This is a genomic window from Rhodobacteraceae bacterium LMO-JJ12 (assembly GCA_021555075.1).
In the GTDB taxonomy this organism is placed as follows: Bacteria; Pseudomonadota; Alphaproteobacteria; order Rhodobacterales; family Rhodobacteraceae; genus JAKGBX01.
Genome location: JAKGBX010000001.1, coordinates 1,206,378 through 1,220,316, shown reverse-complemented (window position 1 = coordinate 1,220,316; position 13,939 = coordinate 1,206,378). Strand labels below are relative to the sequence as shown.

The 13,939-nt window shown below is 60.5% G+C and carries 15 protein-coding genes; 13 read left to right on the top strand and 2 right to left on the bottom strand.

The window, feature by feature from the left end:
• Positions 1 to 12 precede the first annotated feature (12 nt).
• From LZG00_05865 to LZG00_05805, 13 genes are all read left to right on the top strand, one after another.
• A complete protein-coding gene (locus LZG00_05865; GenBank protein ID MCF3593520.1) occupies positions 13 to 558 on the top strand; it encodes an NnrU family protein in 546 nt (181 codons plus the stop codon).
• A 27-nt stretch (positions 559 to 585) separates the two neighbouring features.
• Positions 586 to 1,617, top strand: coding sequence for a MaoC family dehydratase (locus LZG00_05860; protein MCF3593519.1), 1,032 nt, complete (start codon positions 586 to 588; stop codon positions 1,615 to 1,617).
• A 625-nt stretch (positions 1,618 to 2,242) separates the two neighbouring features.
• Positions 2,243 to 2,626 carry a succinate dehydrogenase, cytochrome b556 subunit gene (gene sdhC, locus LZG00_05855; GenBank protein MCF3593518.1) on the top strand — a complete coding sequence of 128 codons (384 nt, stop codon included), beginning with the start codon at positions 2,243 to 2,245 and terminating at the stop codon, positions 2,624 to 2,626.
• An 11-nt stretch (positions 2,627 to 2,637) separates the two neighbouring features.
• On the top strand, positions 2,638 to 3,009 hold the full coding sequence (sdhD, locus tag LZG00_05850; GenBank protein MCF3593517.1) for a succinate dehydrogenase, hydrophobic membrane anchor protein: 372 nt from the start codon (positions 2,638 to 2,640) through the stop codon (positions 3,007 to 3,009).
• A 12-nt stretch (positions 3,010 to 3,021) separates the two neighbouring features.
• Positions 3,022 to 4,827, top strand: coding sequence for a succinate dehydrogenase flavoprotein subunit (gene sdhA, locus LZG00_05845; protein MCF3593516.1), 1,806 nt, complete (start codon positions 3,022 to 3,024; stop codon positions 4,825 to 4,827).
• Positions 4,827 to 5,147 (top strand): succinate dehydrogenase, encoded by a 321-nt coding sequence (locus tag LZG00_05840; GenBank protein MCF3593515.1) that lies wholly within the window; start codon positions 4,827 to 4,829, stop codon positions 5,145 to 5,147. The genes sdhA and LZG00_05840 overlap by 1 nt, the downstream gene beginning before the upstream one ends.
• Positions 5,148 to 5,162: 15 nt before the next feature.
• The gene (locus LZG00_05835) at positions 5,163 to 5,945 is read left to right on the top strand and encodes a succinate dehydrogenase iron-sulfur subunit (protein MCF3593514.1); all 783 of its coding nucleotides are present in this window, start codon (positions 5,163 to 5,165) and stop codon (positions 5,943 to 5,945) included.
• Complete coding sequence (locus LZG00_05830) at positions 5,945 to 6,235, top strand: hypothetical protein (protein ID MCF3593513.1); 291 nt, start codon at positions 5,945 to 5,947, stop codon at positions 6,233 to 6,235. The genes LZG00_05835 and LZG00_05830 overlap by 1 nt, the downstream gene beginning before the upstream one ends.
• 104 nt (positions 6,236 to 6,339) lie before the next feature.
• Positions 6,340 to 7,491, top strand: coding sequence for a glycoside hydrolase (locus tag LZG00_05825; GenBank protein ID MCF3593512.1), 1,152 nt, complete (start codon positions 6,340 to 6,342; stop codon positions 7,489 to 7,491).
• 69 nt (positions 7,492 to 7,560) lie between these two features.
• On the top strand, positions 7,561 to 9,207 hold the full coding sequence (locus LZG00_05820; protein ID MCF3593511.1) for an FAD-binding dehydrogenase: 1,647 nt from the start codon (positions 7,561 to 7,563) through the stop codon (positions 9,205 to 9,207).
• Between the two features lie 31 nt (positions 9,208 to 9,238).
• Positions 9,239 to 9,454, top strand: a complete 216-nt coding sequence (locus tag LZG00_05815; protein MCF3593510.1) for a hypothetical protein — start codon at positions 9,239 to 9,241, stop codon at positions 9,452 to 9,454.
• Between the two features lie 196 nt (positions 9,455 to 9,650).
• Positions 9,651 to 10,823: a type III PLP-dependent enzyme gene (locus tag LZG00_05810; GenBank protein ID MCF3593509.1), complete on the top strand. Its 1,173-nt coding sequence runs from the start codon at positions 9,651 to 9,653 to the stop codon at positions 10,821 to 10,823.
• Between the two features lie 100 nt (positions 10,824 to 10,923).
• Entirely contained in the window at positions 10,924 to 11,772 is an 849-nt protein-coding gene (locus LZG00_05805; GenBank protein ID MCF3593508.1) for a DUF1989 domain-containing protein, read from the top strand.
• A gap of 99 nt (positions 11,773 to 11,871) precedes the next feature.
• Here LZG00_05805 and LZG00_05800 read toward each other — a convergent pair whose 3' ends face one another.
• Both LZG00_05800 and deoD read right to left on the bottom strand, forming a co-directional pair.
• A complete protein-coding gene (locus LZG00_05800; protein MCF3593507.1) occupies positions 11,872 to 13,200 on the bottom strand; it encodes an aminotransferase class I/II-fold pyridoxal phosphate-dependent enzyme in 1,329 nt (442 codons plus the stop codon).
• Positions 13,193 to 13,897 carry a purine-nucleoside phosphorylase gene (deoD, locus tag LZG00_05795; GenBank protein ID MCF3593506.1) on the bottom strand — a complete coding sequence of 235 codons (705 nt, stop codon included), beginning with the start codon at positions 13,895 to 13,897 and terminating at the stop codon, positions 13,193 to 13,195. Before deoD ends, LZG00_05800 begins: the two co-directional genes overlap by 8 nt.
• Positions 13,898 to 13,939 lie beyond the last annotated feature (42 nt).

Below are 13,939 nucleotides of genomic sequence, written 5' to 3'. Positions count from 1 at the left end.
GGTGATACTGCTATGACCCTTCTCATCCTCGGCGTTCTGCTCTGGTCGCTTGTGCATCTGTTCAAACGTGTCGCCCCCGGCTTGCGCGCCTCGATGGGCGACAAGGCGCGCGGGCCAATCGCAATTCTCATCCTGCTCAGTGTGGTGCTGATGGTGCTGGGCTATCGCGGCGCAGAGGTCGAGACGGTCTATTGGGGCCGCACCCCGATGCTGGCCGGGATCAACAACCTGTTGATGCTGCTTTCGGTTTATCTTTTTGCGGTGTCGGGCATGAAAACCCGCGCCGCCGCCTTCATCCGCCATCCCCAATTGATGGGCGTGCGGCTCTGGGCCGTGGGGCATTTGCTGGTCAATGGTGACTGGCCTTCCTTCATCCTGTTTGGCGGCTTGCTCGTCTGGGTCGAAAGCGAGATCTTCCTGATCAACGCCCAGTCTGAGTGGCAAAAGCCCGCACCCGCGCCCATGGGCAAGGAGATCGGCGCGATTGTCGGCGCCGTGGCGGTCTTTGGCGTCATCGCCCTCATCCACAACTGGCTCGGCTATAATCCATTCGGCTGATCCCCTTTTGAAACTGGAGCTTACGACATGGCCAAAACCAATCCAGGCCGGTTTTTCGAAGACTATACTCTCGGCGAAGTGATCCACCATGCCGTGCCGCGCACGGTGTCGGGCGGCGAACGCGCGCTCTATCATGCGCTTTATCCGGCGCGCCACGCGCTCTATTCTTCGGATGAATTCGCCCGCGCCTCGGGTCTTTCCGCGGCCCCGATCGACGATCTCGTCGCCTTCCATGTCGTCTTTGGCAAGACGGTGCCCGACATTTCACTCAACGCCGTGGCCAATCTCGGCTACGCAGAAGGGCGCTGGCTGCAACAGGTCTATCCCGGCGATACCCTGCGCAGCACGTCCGAAGTGATTGGTCTGAAACAGAATTCCAACGGTAAATCCGGCGTGGTTTACGTGCGCACCCAGGGGCTGAATCAGCGTGGCGAAGTGGTGCTGCAATACGTGCGCTGGGTCATGGTGCGCAAATCCAACCTCGACGCGCCCGCACCCGAAACTGTGATCCCGGACCTCAAGAAAACGCTGGAAGCGGGGGATCTGATGATCCCCGCCGGGCTGGATTTCAGTGATTACGATTTCACCCTTTCGGGCGAGCCGCACCGCTGGGGCGACTATGAAATCGGCGAAGTGATCGACCATGTCGATGGCGTGACCATTGAGGAGGCCGAGCACATGATCGCCACGCGCCTCTGGCAAAACACCGCCAAGGTGCATTTCGATGCCACCTTCCGCCCGGACGGGCAGCGGCTGATCTATGGCGGCCATGTGATTTCAATGGCGCGCGCGCTGTCGTTCAACGGCCTTGCCAATGCGCAGATGATCGCGGGCCTCAACGGCGGCGCCCATGCCAACCCGTGCTTTTCGGGCCTGACGATCAAGGCCTGGTCCGAAGTGCTCGACAAGGCGGAAACCGCCGCGCCCGGCGTCGGCGCCATTCGCCTACGCCTCGTGGCAACCAGCGGCGGCGCGCCCTTCACCCTCAAGGGCGAGGATGGCAAATACCTGCCCCATGTCCTGCTCGATCTCGACTATTGGGCGCTGATGCCGATCTAGACTTGTCGAGACCTATCGAAAACGCGCGACAAGTCTCTGGGTAAAAAGCTCGCCTCTCGGCCCCATTGTCTCGGGATCTCACACTGCCGACTCAGCGGTTGCGCTACGCGCACCAGCCTGCGGCCCATCGTCATTTCCGGTGGGCGGCAGAGACTCGGATCACGTTGTGACTGATGCGGAGCGATTGTGATCACAGTAAGGACGATACGCCGCGCTGGCGAAGGCAGATCTTTCAATCCGTCACGCCATCTGGTTCAACAAGGTATCATAAATCGGCAAACCCATTGTTGCTGTGCATTTAAAATCCGCCGGCGGCAATGAAACGAACTTTCCAAATTCAACCCGCGCAACATGTTCTTCCCCCTATTCCTTTCAATTTTTGTCATGAATTCGCAGGATGGCTTAACGGCATGCCCCAGCAAGACAGCGTTGCCAGAGAAAGTTTGAAATGTGTGATCACACTGACAATAAGCGTGATCACAACATGGACATATCGCCGCGAAACTGAGGAAAATCACGCTGCAATTGCGAAGAGGGCGTGACACCGCGTCTGAAAACGTTATCAAAGGCGCCAAGGATTGCGCAATTTTGAGGCGCATGCCAACGACATGCAGGGGAACCGCCCATGGCCATTGAGAAACCGGTCGAACGTCCGCTCAGCCCACATATTTCGATCTATCGTCCACAGTTGAATTCATTCACCTCGATCCTCACACGGATCACCGGCAATGCGATGATCGTGACTGCGATGCTGATTGTCTGGTGGCTTCTCGCCGCCGCCACATCGGAAAGCTATTTTGCCACCGCTAACGGCTTTATCACCTCGTGGTTTGGCGATCTGGTGCTGACGCTTTCGGTGTTGGGCCTCTGGTATCATTATCTCGCGGGCCTCAGGCATCTCTATTTCGACGCCGGTCACGGACTTGATATGGAGACCGCAGACAAGCTCGGCTGGGTCTGCCTTATCGGCTCCGTCGTTCTCACCCTCATTACAATTCTGATCGTGTAAGGAGAAATCACATGCGCTACCTTACCGCCCACAAACGCGCCATCGGCAAAGGCGCCTCCGGAACCGGCACCGAACATCACTGGCACATGCAGATTTCTGCCGTGGCGCTGGCCTTTCTGGTTCCGACCTTCATCATCATCATGGGCCGCGCCATCGGGCAGGACCATGCCGGGGTGCTTGAAACCTTTTCACGCCCCTTCCCGGCGATTCTGGCCGGGTTGGTGATTTTTGTTTCGATGATCCATTTCAAGATGGGCGCGATCATGATGATCGAGGATTACTGGCAAGGCTCCTTGCGCAAGGGGCTGATCATGCTGGTGATCGGGCTCAGCTACACCATTACCGCCGTCGGGCTTTACGCACTCGCCAAGATGGCGCTCTGAGGAACCAAGAACATGGCCGAATACGAATACGAGACACATGATTTTGACGTGGTCGTCGTGGGGGCCGGTGGGGCCGGTCTGCGTGCCACTCTGGGCATGGCAGAACAGGGTCTGCGCACCGCTTGCGTGACCAAGGTTTTCCCCACACGCAGCCACACGGTTGCCGCCCAGGGCGGCATTGCCGCCTCGCTCTCCAACATGGGGCCGGACCATTGGCAGTGGCACATGTTCGACACCGTCAAAGGGTCTGACTGGCTCGGCGATACCGACGCGATGGAATACCTTGCCCGCGAAGCGCCCAAGGCGGTTTACGAGCTGGAACATTACGGCGTGCCCTTCTCGCGCACCGAAGAGGGCAAGATCTATCAGCGTCCGTTTGGCGGCCACACCACCGAATTTGGCGATGGCCCCGCCGTGCAGCGCACCTGTGCCGCCGCCGACCGCACCGGCCACGCGATTTTGCACACGCTCTATGGTCAGTCGCTCAAGCATAACGCAGAATTCTACATCGAATATTTCGCGATTGATCTCATCATGTCCGATGATGGCGTCTGTCAGGGCGTCGTCTGCTGGAAGCTCGACGACGGCACCATGCATGTGTTCAATGCCAAGACCACCGTTTTGGCCACCGGCGGCTATGGCCGGGCGTTCTTCTCGTGCACCTCGGCGCATACCTGCACCGGTGATGGCGGCGGCATGGTGGCGCGGGCGGGCCTGCCCATGCAGGATATGGAGTTTGTTCAGTTCCACCCCACCGGCATTTATGGCTCGGGCTGCCTGATCACCGAAGGTGCGCGCGGCGAAGGCGGCTATCTGACCAACTCCGAGGGCGAACGCTTCATGGAGCGTTATGCGCCCCAGTATAAAGACCTCGCCCCGCGTGATTACGTGTCACGCTCGATGACGATGGAAATCCGCGAAGGCCGCGGCGTCGGCAAAGAGGGCGATCATATTCACCTCAACCTCAGCCACCTGCCCGCCGAAGCCCTGCACGAACGCCTCCCGGGCATTTCGGAATCGGCCCGCATCTTCGCCGGTGTCGACGTTACGAAAGAGCCGATCCCGGTTCTGCCCACGGTGCACTACAACATGGGCGGCATTCCGACCAACTATTGGGGCGAAGTGCTGAACCCGACCGCAAAAGACCCCAACGCCGTTGTGCCGGGCCTTATGGCTGTTGGTGAAGCGGGCTGTGCCTCTGTTCATGGCGCCAACCGTCTTGGCTCAAACTCGCTGATCGACCTCGTGGTGTTTGGCCGCGCCGCCGCCATTCGCGCCGGCAAAGTGGTTGACCCCGAAGCTTCCGCCGCCGCCTATAATCAGGCCAGCGTCGACAAGGCGTTTGATCGTTTTGACAGTCTGCGCCATGCCAAGGGTGCCATCCCCACCGCCGAACTGCGCCTTGAAATGCAAAAGACCATGCAGGCCGACGCTGCGGTCTTCCGCACCGACAAGACGCTGAAAGAGGGGGTCGAAAAGATGACGGCCGTCGCCGCCAAACTCGGCGATCTCCACGTTACCGACACGTCTTTGGTGTGGAACTCCGACCTGATGGAAACGCTTGAGCTGACCAACCTCATGCCCAACGCACTCGCCACCATCGTCGGCGCCGAGGCACGCAAGGAAAGCCGGGGCGCGCATGCCTCCGAGGATCACTCCAAGCGTGACGATGAGAAATGGCGCGTCCACACCATCGCGCGCATCGACGGAAACAAGGTCGATCTCAGCTATCGCGATGTGGTCAAAGATCCGCTGACCACCGAGAAAGAAGGCGGAATCAGCCTCAAGAAAATCGCCCCCAAGGCGCGGACATTCTGATGCGTCTGGCTGCGGCCCTTCTTGCGCTCATGGCGCTTGGTGCCTGCGAGGCGGCCCAACAGGCCGCCGACGATGTGGCGCGTGGCCGTGCCAAAACTGCGGTCAACGCGGTCGTGACCGAGAAATTTCCCGGTGTAAACGCGGCCCCCGTCACCGATTGCATCATCGACGCCGCAAGCGCCAAGGAACTTCTTCAAATAGCAGCGAGCGCCTCCACCGGCGCTCATGCCGACGTGACTGAGCTGACTTTGGGCATTGCCCGGCGCCCCGCCGCCCTGCAATGCATCGCCAAATTCAGCATCACGTTAGCTATAAATTAAGCAGAGGACCGACAGATGGTTGAACTTACCCTGCCCAAAAACTCCCGGATGGTCACAGGCAAGACATGGCCAAAGCCGCAAGGTGCCACCAATCTGCGCAAGTTCCAGATCTATCGCTGGAGCCCGGATGACAGCCAAAACCCGCGGGTCGACACCTATTTCGTCGATCTCGACGATTGCGGCCCGATGGTTCTCGACGGGCTCATCTATATCAAGGACAAGGTGGACCCCACGCTGACCTTCCGCCGCTCGTGCCGCGAAGGTATCTGTGGCTCCTGCGCGATGAGCATTGATGGCATCAACACGCTGGCCTGCATCTATGGCATGGACGAAATCAAGGGCGACGTGGTCAAGATCTACCCGCTGCCCCACATGCCCGTGGTCAAGGATCTGATCCCCGATCTCACGCATTTCTATGCCCAACACGCCAGCATCATGCCGTGGCTCGAAACCAAGACCAACCGGCCTCAGAAAGAATGGAAACAGTCGATCGAGGATCGCAAGAAGCTCGATGGGCTTTATGAATGCGTGATGTGCGCGTGCTGCTCCACGTCCTGCCCGTCCTATTGGTGGAACTCTGATCGCTATCTCGGCCCTGCCGCGCTTCTGCATGCCTATCGCTGGATCATCGACAGCCGCGACGAGGCAACGGGCGAACGGCTCGACGATCTGGAAGATCCGTTCAAGCTCTATCGCTGCCACACTATTATGAACTGCACCAAGACCTGCCCCAAAGGTCTGAACCCGGCCAAATCAATTGCCGAAATCAAGAGACTGATGGTCAATCGGATCACCTGATGGGCGAAGAAGAACCGCACTCCCTGCTCGACTTTAAATCGAAAGAGGAGTTTCGCGCGGCGTGCCATCAGATGGCGATGCGGATGCACTATCTCAACCGCGTCGCCATGGGCGAAAGCCATTTCTCGTGGGAAGTGGCGGATATGCTTTCCCGACTGGGTCGGGTGTTTGATAAGCATTACAACGACAAGGACGTGCAAGCGGCTTTTGGTTACGGCCTCTCCAAAGGCACCCTCGCCAAAGACGAGCGTCGCGCGGCACTTCTCAAGTTGATGTTTGACGACGAATAAAGACCCCTGCATAGGCGCTGGTCTGCCACGCACCTGTCCAAACGCGTCTTCACACTTTGTGGAATATCGATTCGTGCTATGATTTGCCCTTTGGAGGGCGTCTGATGGCGTGTCGTATATTGATCGGGACCACCAAGGGGGCGTTCCTGATGACCCCTCAAGAGACGCTTGAAAGCTGGAATGTCAGCGGCCCGTATTGTGAGGGCTGGGGCATCAACCATGTGATCGGCGACCCCGAAACCGGCCATCTCTGGGCCGGGGGCGGCGGTGAATTTCACGGCGCGGGGGTCTGGCGCTCTACTGATGGTGGAGAAAGCTGGACCCTGAGCAAGCTTTCCAGCGGCGGGATGGATGAATGGGCGGCCAACGACCCGGAATTTGCCGCGATGATCGGTTGGGAACCCGCCGAATACCCCTTCGCAGATGAAATCACCGCGATTTGGTCACTGCATCATTGCGATGGCGTTCTCTATGCCGGGGCCAACCCCGCAAATCTCTACATCAGCCGCGATGGCGGCAACACCTGGCAGCGCAACGCAGCGCTGGCGGATCACCCCAGCCGAGAAAACTGGAACCCCGGCGCGGCAGGTTTGACCCTGCACACGCTGGTCAGCGACCCTGACAAACCTTCGCACATGTGGCTCGGCATTTCGGCGGCGGGGGTTTTTGCCACCGAAGACGGCGGCGCAAGCTGGGAGCGGCGCAATCGCCTCTCCAATGAAACGGTTTGCAGCGATCACGATCACCCGGCTGCCCCGCGTGATGGCGAAACCGGTCATTGCGTGCACAACTTCGTGCGCGCCCGCTCCGGTGCGTCTGATCTACTGTATCAGCAAAACCACCACGGCACATGGCGCTCGTCTGATGGCGGGCGCACCTGGGCCGATATAACAGCGGGCCTGCCCTCAACCTTTGGCTTTCCCATCGCCGTGCACCCGCGCGACACCAATACGCTCTGGGTCATACCGCTCAACGGTGACAGCGCCGGACGCTTCCCACCAAATGCCTCGGCTGCGGTCTGGAAGTCCCGCGATGGCGGCACGAACTGGCAAGCCCGCCAATCCGGTTTACCCGTCGAAAACTGTTTTTTCACCGTCCTGCGCCAGGCCATGACAACCGACACCAATGATCCTGCCGGGGTCTATTTTGGCACCAATACCGGCTCGATCTTTGCCAGCTTTGACGAAGGCGAAAACTGGAACGAAATCGCGCGCCATCTACCAACAGTCCTGTCCGTCGAAGTGCTTGAACAATAACCCCTCGTCAGGATAGACAAATCGCCTTGCCGCCCCTTACCCTATAGGACGGGGCGAAGGGAGAAATTCATGGCAGATACAGACATCATTATCGTCGGTGGCGGCCTGGCAGGGCTGGCCGCCGCACATGCCGCCACATCGCGTGGCCGCAAGGTTCTGCTGCTCGATCAAGAGGGCGAACAATCCTTGGGCGGTCAGGCGTTCTGGTCGCTTGGCGGGCTCTTTCTGATCGACACCCCCGAACAACGCCGTATGGGGATCCGCGACAGCCGCGATCTCGCCCGTAACGATTGGATGGGCAGCGCCGGGTTTGACCGTCCCGAAGATAACAACCCACGTGCCGTGGCCGAGGCCTATCTTGACTATGCCGCCGGGCCAATGCGCACCGATCTCGCCGCCATCGGCATGCGCTGGTTCCCCGTGGTCGGCTGGGCCGAACGCGGCGGTGGCTTTGCCGATGGTCATGGCAATTCGGTGCCGCGTTTTCACATCACATGGGGTGCCGGCGAAGGTGTCGTCGCCCCCTATGTGCGCCTCGCGCAGGAGGCAGAAGCCGCCGGTCTCTTGCGTTTCGGCTTTCGCCACCGCGTCACCGGGCTTGATGTCACCGATGGTCGCATTACTGGCGTGCGCGGCGACATGCTGACCCCGGATCAGGCCCGCCGCGGTGCCTCGACCAATCGCGAAGTCGCGGGCGAATTCGAGTATCACGCCGAGAGCGTCATCATCGCCAGCGGCGGCATCGGCGGCAATCATGACATGGTGCGCAAGGTCTGGCCCAGGGATCGTCTCGGCCCACCGCCCGCGCGTATGGTTGCCGGGGTGCCCGATTACGTCGATGGCCAGATGGCCGAGGCCGCCAAAGCCGCCGGCGCAGGCGCGATCAACGAAGACCGCATGTGGCACTACACCGAAGGCGTGATCAACTGGGATCCGATCTGGCCCAACCACGGCATCCGCGTGCTGCCCGGCCCCTCCTCAATGTGGTTCGACGCACTTGGCGAGCGGATGGAGCCGCCCTGCCTGCCGGGGTTTGATACGCTGGCCACACTCAAACGCATTCTTTCGACGGGCCATGAACACAGCTGGTTCATCCTCACCCAAAAGATCATCGAAAAGGAATTCGCCCTCTCCGGCTCCGAACAAAACCCCGATTTCGTCTCGGGCAAGCTCTGGGAAGTGCTCAAGGAACGCACCTTCTCCAAAGGCGCGACCAAAGCGGTCGAAGCCTTCAAGCAACATGGCGAGGACTTTATCGTCGCTGATGATCTCGACGCACTCATCAGCGGAATGAATGCCCTGAGCCCCGAAACACCGCTCGACCCCGCCCATATCCGCGCCCAGATCGAAGCCCGCGATTCCCAGATCACCAACAAATTCTCCAAAGATGCCCAGATTACCGCCATTCACGCCGCGCGCGCCTATCGCGGTGACCGTCTTGTGCGCACCGCCAAACCCCACCGCATCCTTGATCCGGCCAAAGGCCCGCTCATCGCCGTGCGGCTCAACATCCTGACGCGCAAATCGCTCGGCGGGTTGCACACCGACCTCGCCTCGCGCGTGCTGCGCCCCGATGGCACCCCGTTTGAGGGGCTTTACGCGGCGGGCGAGGTCTCGGGCTTTGGCGGCGGCGGTTATCACGGCTACAACGCACTCGAAGGCACCTTCCTCGGCGGTTGCATCTTCTCGGGGCGCGCCGCAGGCGAAAACGCATGAGCGCAAAGCCCGCCCAGCCAGAGGCCAAACAATGATCTTCATTGTCGGCTTCGTTGTTGCCTTCATCCTGATCGCGCTGTTTTCCAACCGCGCCACCCGACAGTGCCGCTGGCGCGAGGATCGCCGCCGTGGGGTCAAGTCGCGCGAGAAAGCCTACGTCTGCGCCGCCTGCGGAGCCCACGCCGTGACCTCAAACGGCAAACCTCCGCACAACTGTCACCTCAAAGATGCAAACCCGCCGCGCTGAGACCCGGCGTCAAAAATTTTCGCCCCCAGTCATTTTCCCTCTTGATTGGAATCGCGTTTGGCCCCAAATGCGAAATCAAGACGCCAACGCACGCGCCTCTGGCGTAAGGGGGCCACCCCTATGGTTACGCAGCGACGGTAACGTCTCCCTTGGAACTGAGCGGTCATAAAGTTGGCCGAGTCTTTTGGAGATGATTATGAACGCTTTCGTAACCGACCTGTCGGTCGACACCCGTTTTGCGCCTGTTTCCCGAGTAGAAACTTTCCTTCAAACCACGCAGTTCGATCGCCCCACGCTTGTGATCGACGCCCAAGCCGTGGCGCGCCAATACGCAGCCCTCGCCGCCGGTCTGGGCCGCGCGCACATCCATTTCGCCGTCAAAGCCAACCCGGCGCGTGAGATCATCGAAACGCTGGTCAACCTCGGTTCCGGCTTTGACGCCGCCAGCCGCGCCGAGATCGAGCTTTGCCTCAGCCAAGGCGCCGATGCGGCCCATATCTCGTTCGGCAACACCATCAAACGCGCCAGCGATATTGAGTTCGCCTATCACGCAGGCATCCGCCTGTTCGCCGCCGATGCCGAAGAAGAGCTTGAAAAAATTGCCGAATTCGCACCCGGTGCCCAAGTTTACATCCGCCTGATCGTTGACGCTTCCGAAGCCGATTGGCCCCTGTCGCGCAAATTCGGCTGTGGCCGTGACAAGGCCATCGCACTGCTTGATCACGCCCGCGCGCTCGGCCTCGACCCTGTCGGCTTTTCCTTCCATGTCGGCTCGCAAACCCGCGAAGCCCGCATGTGGACCGCCACGCTCGATCAGGTCGCCGCCCTCTGGCACGCCGCCCGTGCCGCTGGCCATGATCTCAGCCTGCTCAACATCGGCGGTGGCTTCCCGGCCTTTTACGGCGACGCGATCGAAGCGCCCACACCCTATGCGGCCCGCGTAATGGAGCTGATTGCCGAGCGTTTCGGCGATGTCCCCCGCATCATGGCCGAGCCGGGCCGTGGTCTGGTTGCCGAATCCGGCATGATCGCCGCCGAAGTGCTGCTGGTCTCGCGCAAGACCGACGATGACCTGCACCGCTGGGTTTACCTCGACATCGGCAAATTCTCGGGCCTTGCCGAAACCATGGATGAAGCGATCCGTTATCAGTTCGTAACCGCCCGCGATGACGAGCGTTTTGGCCCCTGTATCCTTGCCGGCCCGTCCTGCGACAGCGCCGATGTGCTCTATGAAAAACGCATGGTTGATCTGCCGCTCGGCCTGCGCGCCGGTGATCGCGTGTTGATCCGCAACTGCGGTGCTTATACGTCAAGCTATTCTTCTGTTGGCTTCAACGGCTTCCCGCCGCTGGATGTGGTTGTGATCTGAACAACCCGAAGGCAGCGCCGCCCCTGGCTGGCGCTGCCTCCTGTTGCGTTTAACGCTATTCCGTCCGAAGGTTTCTCCAAACCAACCCAAGGACGCCCCCATGCCCACGCCCCCCGACGCCGCCGCCCGCCGCGCCATCAAGCCGGTGATCTGCTACCCCAACGAAACCCTGCCAAAGCCCGACCTCGCGCTCTATGCGTCGGCCCGAGACACCGCCATCAAGACCGCCGAAGTTCTGATCCCACCGCGTGACGCCAACACCTTCCATGTCCCCGCCGGGCACTTCTTCCGCATCACGTCTGTAGATGGCCCGCAGGTCGGTGATCTCAACCTCTGGAACGCCCACGACCTGTCCGAAAGGTTCTATTCCGGCAAAACCCGCGCGCTGCACGGCACCCATCTCACCACAGGCGAACGCATGTGGAGCAGCTTCCCGAACTTGCGCCCGATGGCCACGATCACCGACGATACCCTCGCCTGGTATGGCATCGACCAATTTGGCGGCTCGGTGCATGACGTGATCGGCACCCGCTGCGATCCCTACACCGGCAATCTGCTCAAGGGCACGCAATATCACTATTGCTGCCATTCCAACCTGACCCGCGCCTTGGCCGCCGAGACTGGCCTGCCGCTCACCGAGGCCGAGCCACTCGTGCATGACGTTCTCAATGTCTTCATGTGCACCGGCTTCACCCGCGACACGGGACAGTATTTCATGAAGGCCTCGCCGGTGCGCCCCGGCGACTACGTCGAGTTCTTCGCCGAGATCGACCTCTTGGGCGCGCTCTCCGCCTGCCCCGGTGGCGATTGCTCGGCCGAACACACCTCTGATGCTGCCGCCTGCTTCCCGCTGCTCGTCGAAGTCTTCGCCCCCGCGCCGGGCGCGCTCAACGGCTGGACCCCGCCGCCGCTCAACACTTATGACGGCACCCACGGTACGCTCGATTAACTTAATCGGCGGTTAACCTCTGCCATAGCCATCGGCAGCCGAATGTCAGCCGGGTGGCAGCCGCGAGTCACCCCCCTCATCCGGCGTCAGATTCTGCCATTAACCGCCGTGAACGTAGTGGATACGATTGAACAACCCGCGATACCTTGCGGTCTCCTCGGCCATCTCCTCGGGCGCGTTCGCCCGCAAAGCCGCCGCGATCCGCGCGCCCAGTTCCGGCATGTCTGCCGCGCCCATCCCCCACCGCACAAGCTCAGGCGTGCCAAAGCGCAAACCATTGAGATCATGATCTAATTCCGCGACCGGCAGGCCGATTCCACAGGCCAGAAAGCCCGCCTTGCGCAGCTTTTTCGAGGCCGTTTGCCCGCCGCCAAATCCCTCGGCCAGCACTGCAAATTGGTGGCTTTGCGTCGCGCCCTCCCTGCCCTCAAACAGCGGAATCCCTTCTGATTTCAGCGCCTTGGCCAGCGCTTGCGCGGTCTCGATCATGGCCCGCGCATAGGCTTCCCCATGGTCTTTCCAATCCAGCATCGCCATTGCCAGCGCCGCCGATTTTGCCGCGTCAAAATTCGCCGTCATGCCGGGAAAAGCGATTAAATCCAACCGTTTGGCAATCTCCGCCTCGTTTGTCACGATCAAACCAGACGGCGGCCCGCCAAGCGATTTATAGGTGCTCATCGTCATCAGATGCGCGCCCTCGTCCAGCGGGTTGCGCCAGGCCTTTCCGGCGATCATCCCACATTGATGCGCCGCATCAAACAGCACCCAAGCTCCTGTTTTATCGGCGATTTCCCGCACTTCGCGCACCGGATGCTCAAACAGGTTAAGCGACCCTCCCACGGTGATGATCGCCGGTTTCACCCGCTCGGCCATTTCCGCCAGCCCCGCCAGGTCCAGCGTAAAACCATCGCCGTCCACCGGCGCCGCGATGCTCTCAAGCCCGTAAAGCCCGGCGCATCCGGCGGTATGATGCGTAACATGCCCGCCAATTTTCGCTGACGGAACAATGATTTGATCTCGCGGTTTGCTCAGCGCCATGAAGCCATAGAGATTGGCGATTGCCCCCGATGGCACGCGAATCTCGGCGTATTTCGCGCCAAACACCTCGGCGCATAATTCGGCGCAGATCACCTCGATTTCCTCGATCGCTTCCAGCCCCATTTCGTATTTGTCGCCCGGATAGCCCAACGACGGCCGCGTCCCCAAACCACTTGCCAGCAAGGCTTCGGCGCGCGGATTCATCACGTTGGTCGCTGGGTTAAGGTTAAAGCAATGTTTTTCGTGGACAGTCCTGTTATCGCGCGCCAATTCCTCGATCCGCGCTGCGATCGCTCCGGTTTCCTGCCCGGCGACACGATTTGCGACCTCTTGCACCCGGTCTTCGCTGATTGCCGGAACCCAGTCGCGTTTTGCCAAGTTTTCAGTCAAATGCCGCCTCCAGTGCAATCTCCACCATCTCGCCAAAGCTGCGCTCGCGGTCTTCACTCGGCAGCGCCTCTTTAGTCAAAAGATGGTCCGAAACGGTCAGAACCGCCAGCGCCCGCGCCCCAAACCGCGCCGCCACGGTGTAAAGCTCGGCCGCCTCCATCTCGACGGCAAGAATGCCGTGGCGGGTCATTTGTTCCGTTAAATCAGAGCGTTCGTCATAAAACACATCCGCCGAATAGATCCCGCCAACGTGGCTTGCTATCCCCTTGGCCTCGGCCGCGGCCACCGCGCGGCGCAGCAATCCGAAATCGGCGCAGGGGGCGAAATTCAGCTCCTTGAAAAAGCCGCGCGACGGTGTTGAAAGCGAACTGGCCGTCATCGCCACGATCACGTCGCGGATACCCACGCTTTCTTGCATCGCCCCGCAAGAGCCGATGCGGATCAACGTCTTGGCGCCGAAATCGCGGATCAATTCGTTAGCATAGATCGACAGGCTCGGCATGCCCATCCCCGAGCCCTGAATGCTGACTCTATGGCCGTTCCGGGTTCCGGTAAAACCTAGCATCCCCCTGGTTTCATTGACACATCTCGCGTCTTTCAGAAACGTTTCGGCGGCCCATTTGGCGCGCAGCGGATCGCCCGGCATCAGCACGGTTTCGGCAATCTCTCCGGGTTTGGCCCCGATATGGATGGTCATTCTCGAACTCCCTTGGTCCCACGCAGAATACACCTGCGCCAG

Bases quoted from the DNA above. Each gene is read 5' to 3' on its own strand.
- LZG00_05840 (MCF3593515.1), top strand. From the start codon at position 4,827: ATGCGTCTGGCTGCGGCCCTTCTTGCGCTCATGGCGCTTGGTGCCTGC.
- sdhD (MCF3593517.1), top strand. From the start codon at position 2,638: ATGCGCTACCTTACCGCCCACAAACGCGCCATCGGCAAAGGCGCCTCC.
- deoD (MCF3593506.1), bottom strand. From the start codon at position 13,897: ATGACCATCCATATCGGGGCCAAACCCGGAGAGATTGCCGAAACCGTG.
- LZG00_05860 (MCF3593519.1), top strand. From the start codon at position 586: ATGGCCAAAACCAATCCAGGCCGGTTTTTCGAAGACTATACTCTCGGC.
- LZG00_05825 (MCF3593512.1), top strand. From the start codon at position 6,340: ATGGCGTGTCGTATATTGATCGGGACCACCAAGGGGGCGTTCCTGATG.
- LZG00_05815 (MCF3593510.1), top strand. From the start codon at position 9,239: ATGATCTTCATTGTCGGCTTCGTTGTTGCCTTCATCCTGATCGCGCTG.
- LZG00_05865 (MCF3593520.1), top strand. From the start codon at position 13: ATGACCCTTCTCATCCTCGGCGTTCTGCTCTGGTCGCTTGTGCATCTG.
- LZG00_05830 (MCF3593513.1), top strand. From the start codon at position 5,945: ATGGGCGAAGAAGAACCGCACTCCCTGCTCGACTTTAAATCGAAAGAG.
- LZG00_05810 (MCF3593509.1), top strand. From the start codon at position 9,651: ATGAACGCTTTCGTAACCGACCTGTCGGTCGACACCCGTTTTGCGCCT.
- LZG00_05805 (MCF3593508.1), top strand. From the start codon at position 10,924: ATGCCCACGCCCCCCGACGCCGCCGCCCGCCGCGCCATCAAGCCGGTG.
- sdhC (MCF3593518.1), top strand. From the start codon at position 2,243: ATGGCCATTGAGAAACCGGTCGAACGTCCGCTCAGCCCACATATTTCG.
- LZG00_05835 (MCF3593514.1), top strand. From the start codon at position 5,163: ATGGTTGAACTTACCCTGCCCAAAAACTCCCGGATGGTCACAGGCAAG.
- LZG00_05820 (MCF3593511.1), top strand. From the start codon at position 7,561: ATGGCAGATACAGACATCATTATCGTCGGTGGCGGCCTGGCAGGGCTG.
- sdhA (MCF3593516.1), top strand. From the start codon at position 3,022: ATGGCCGAATACGAATACGAGACACATGATTTTGACGTGGTCGTCGTG.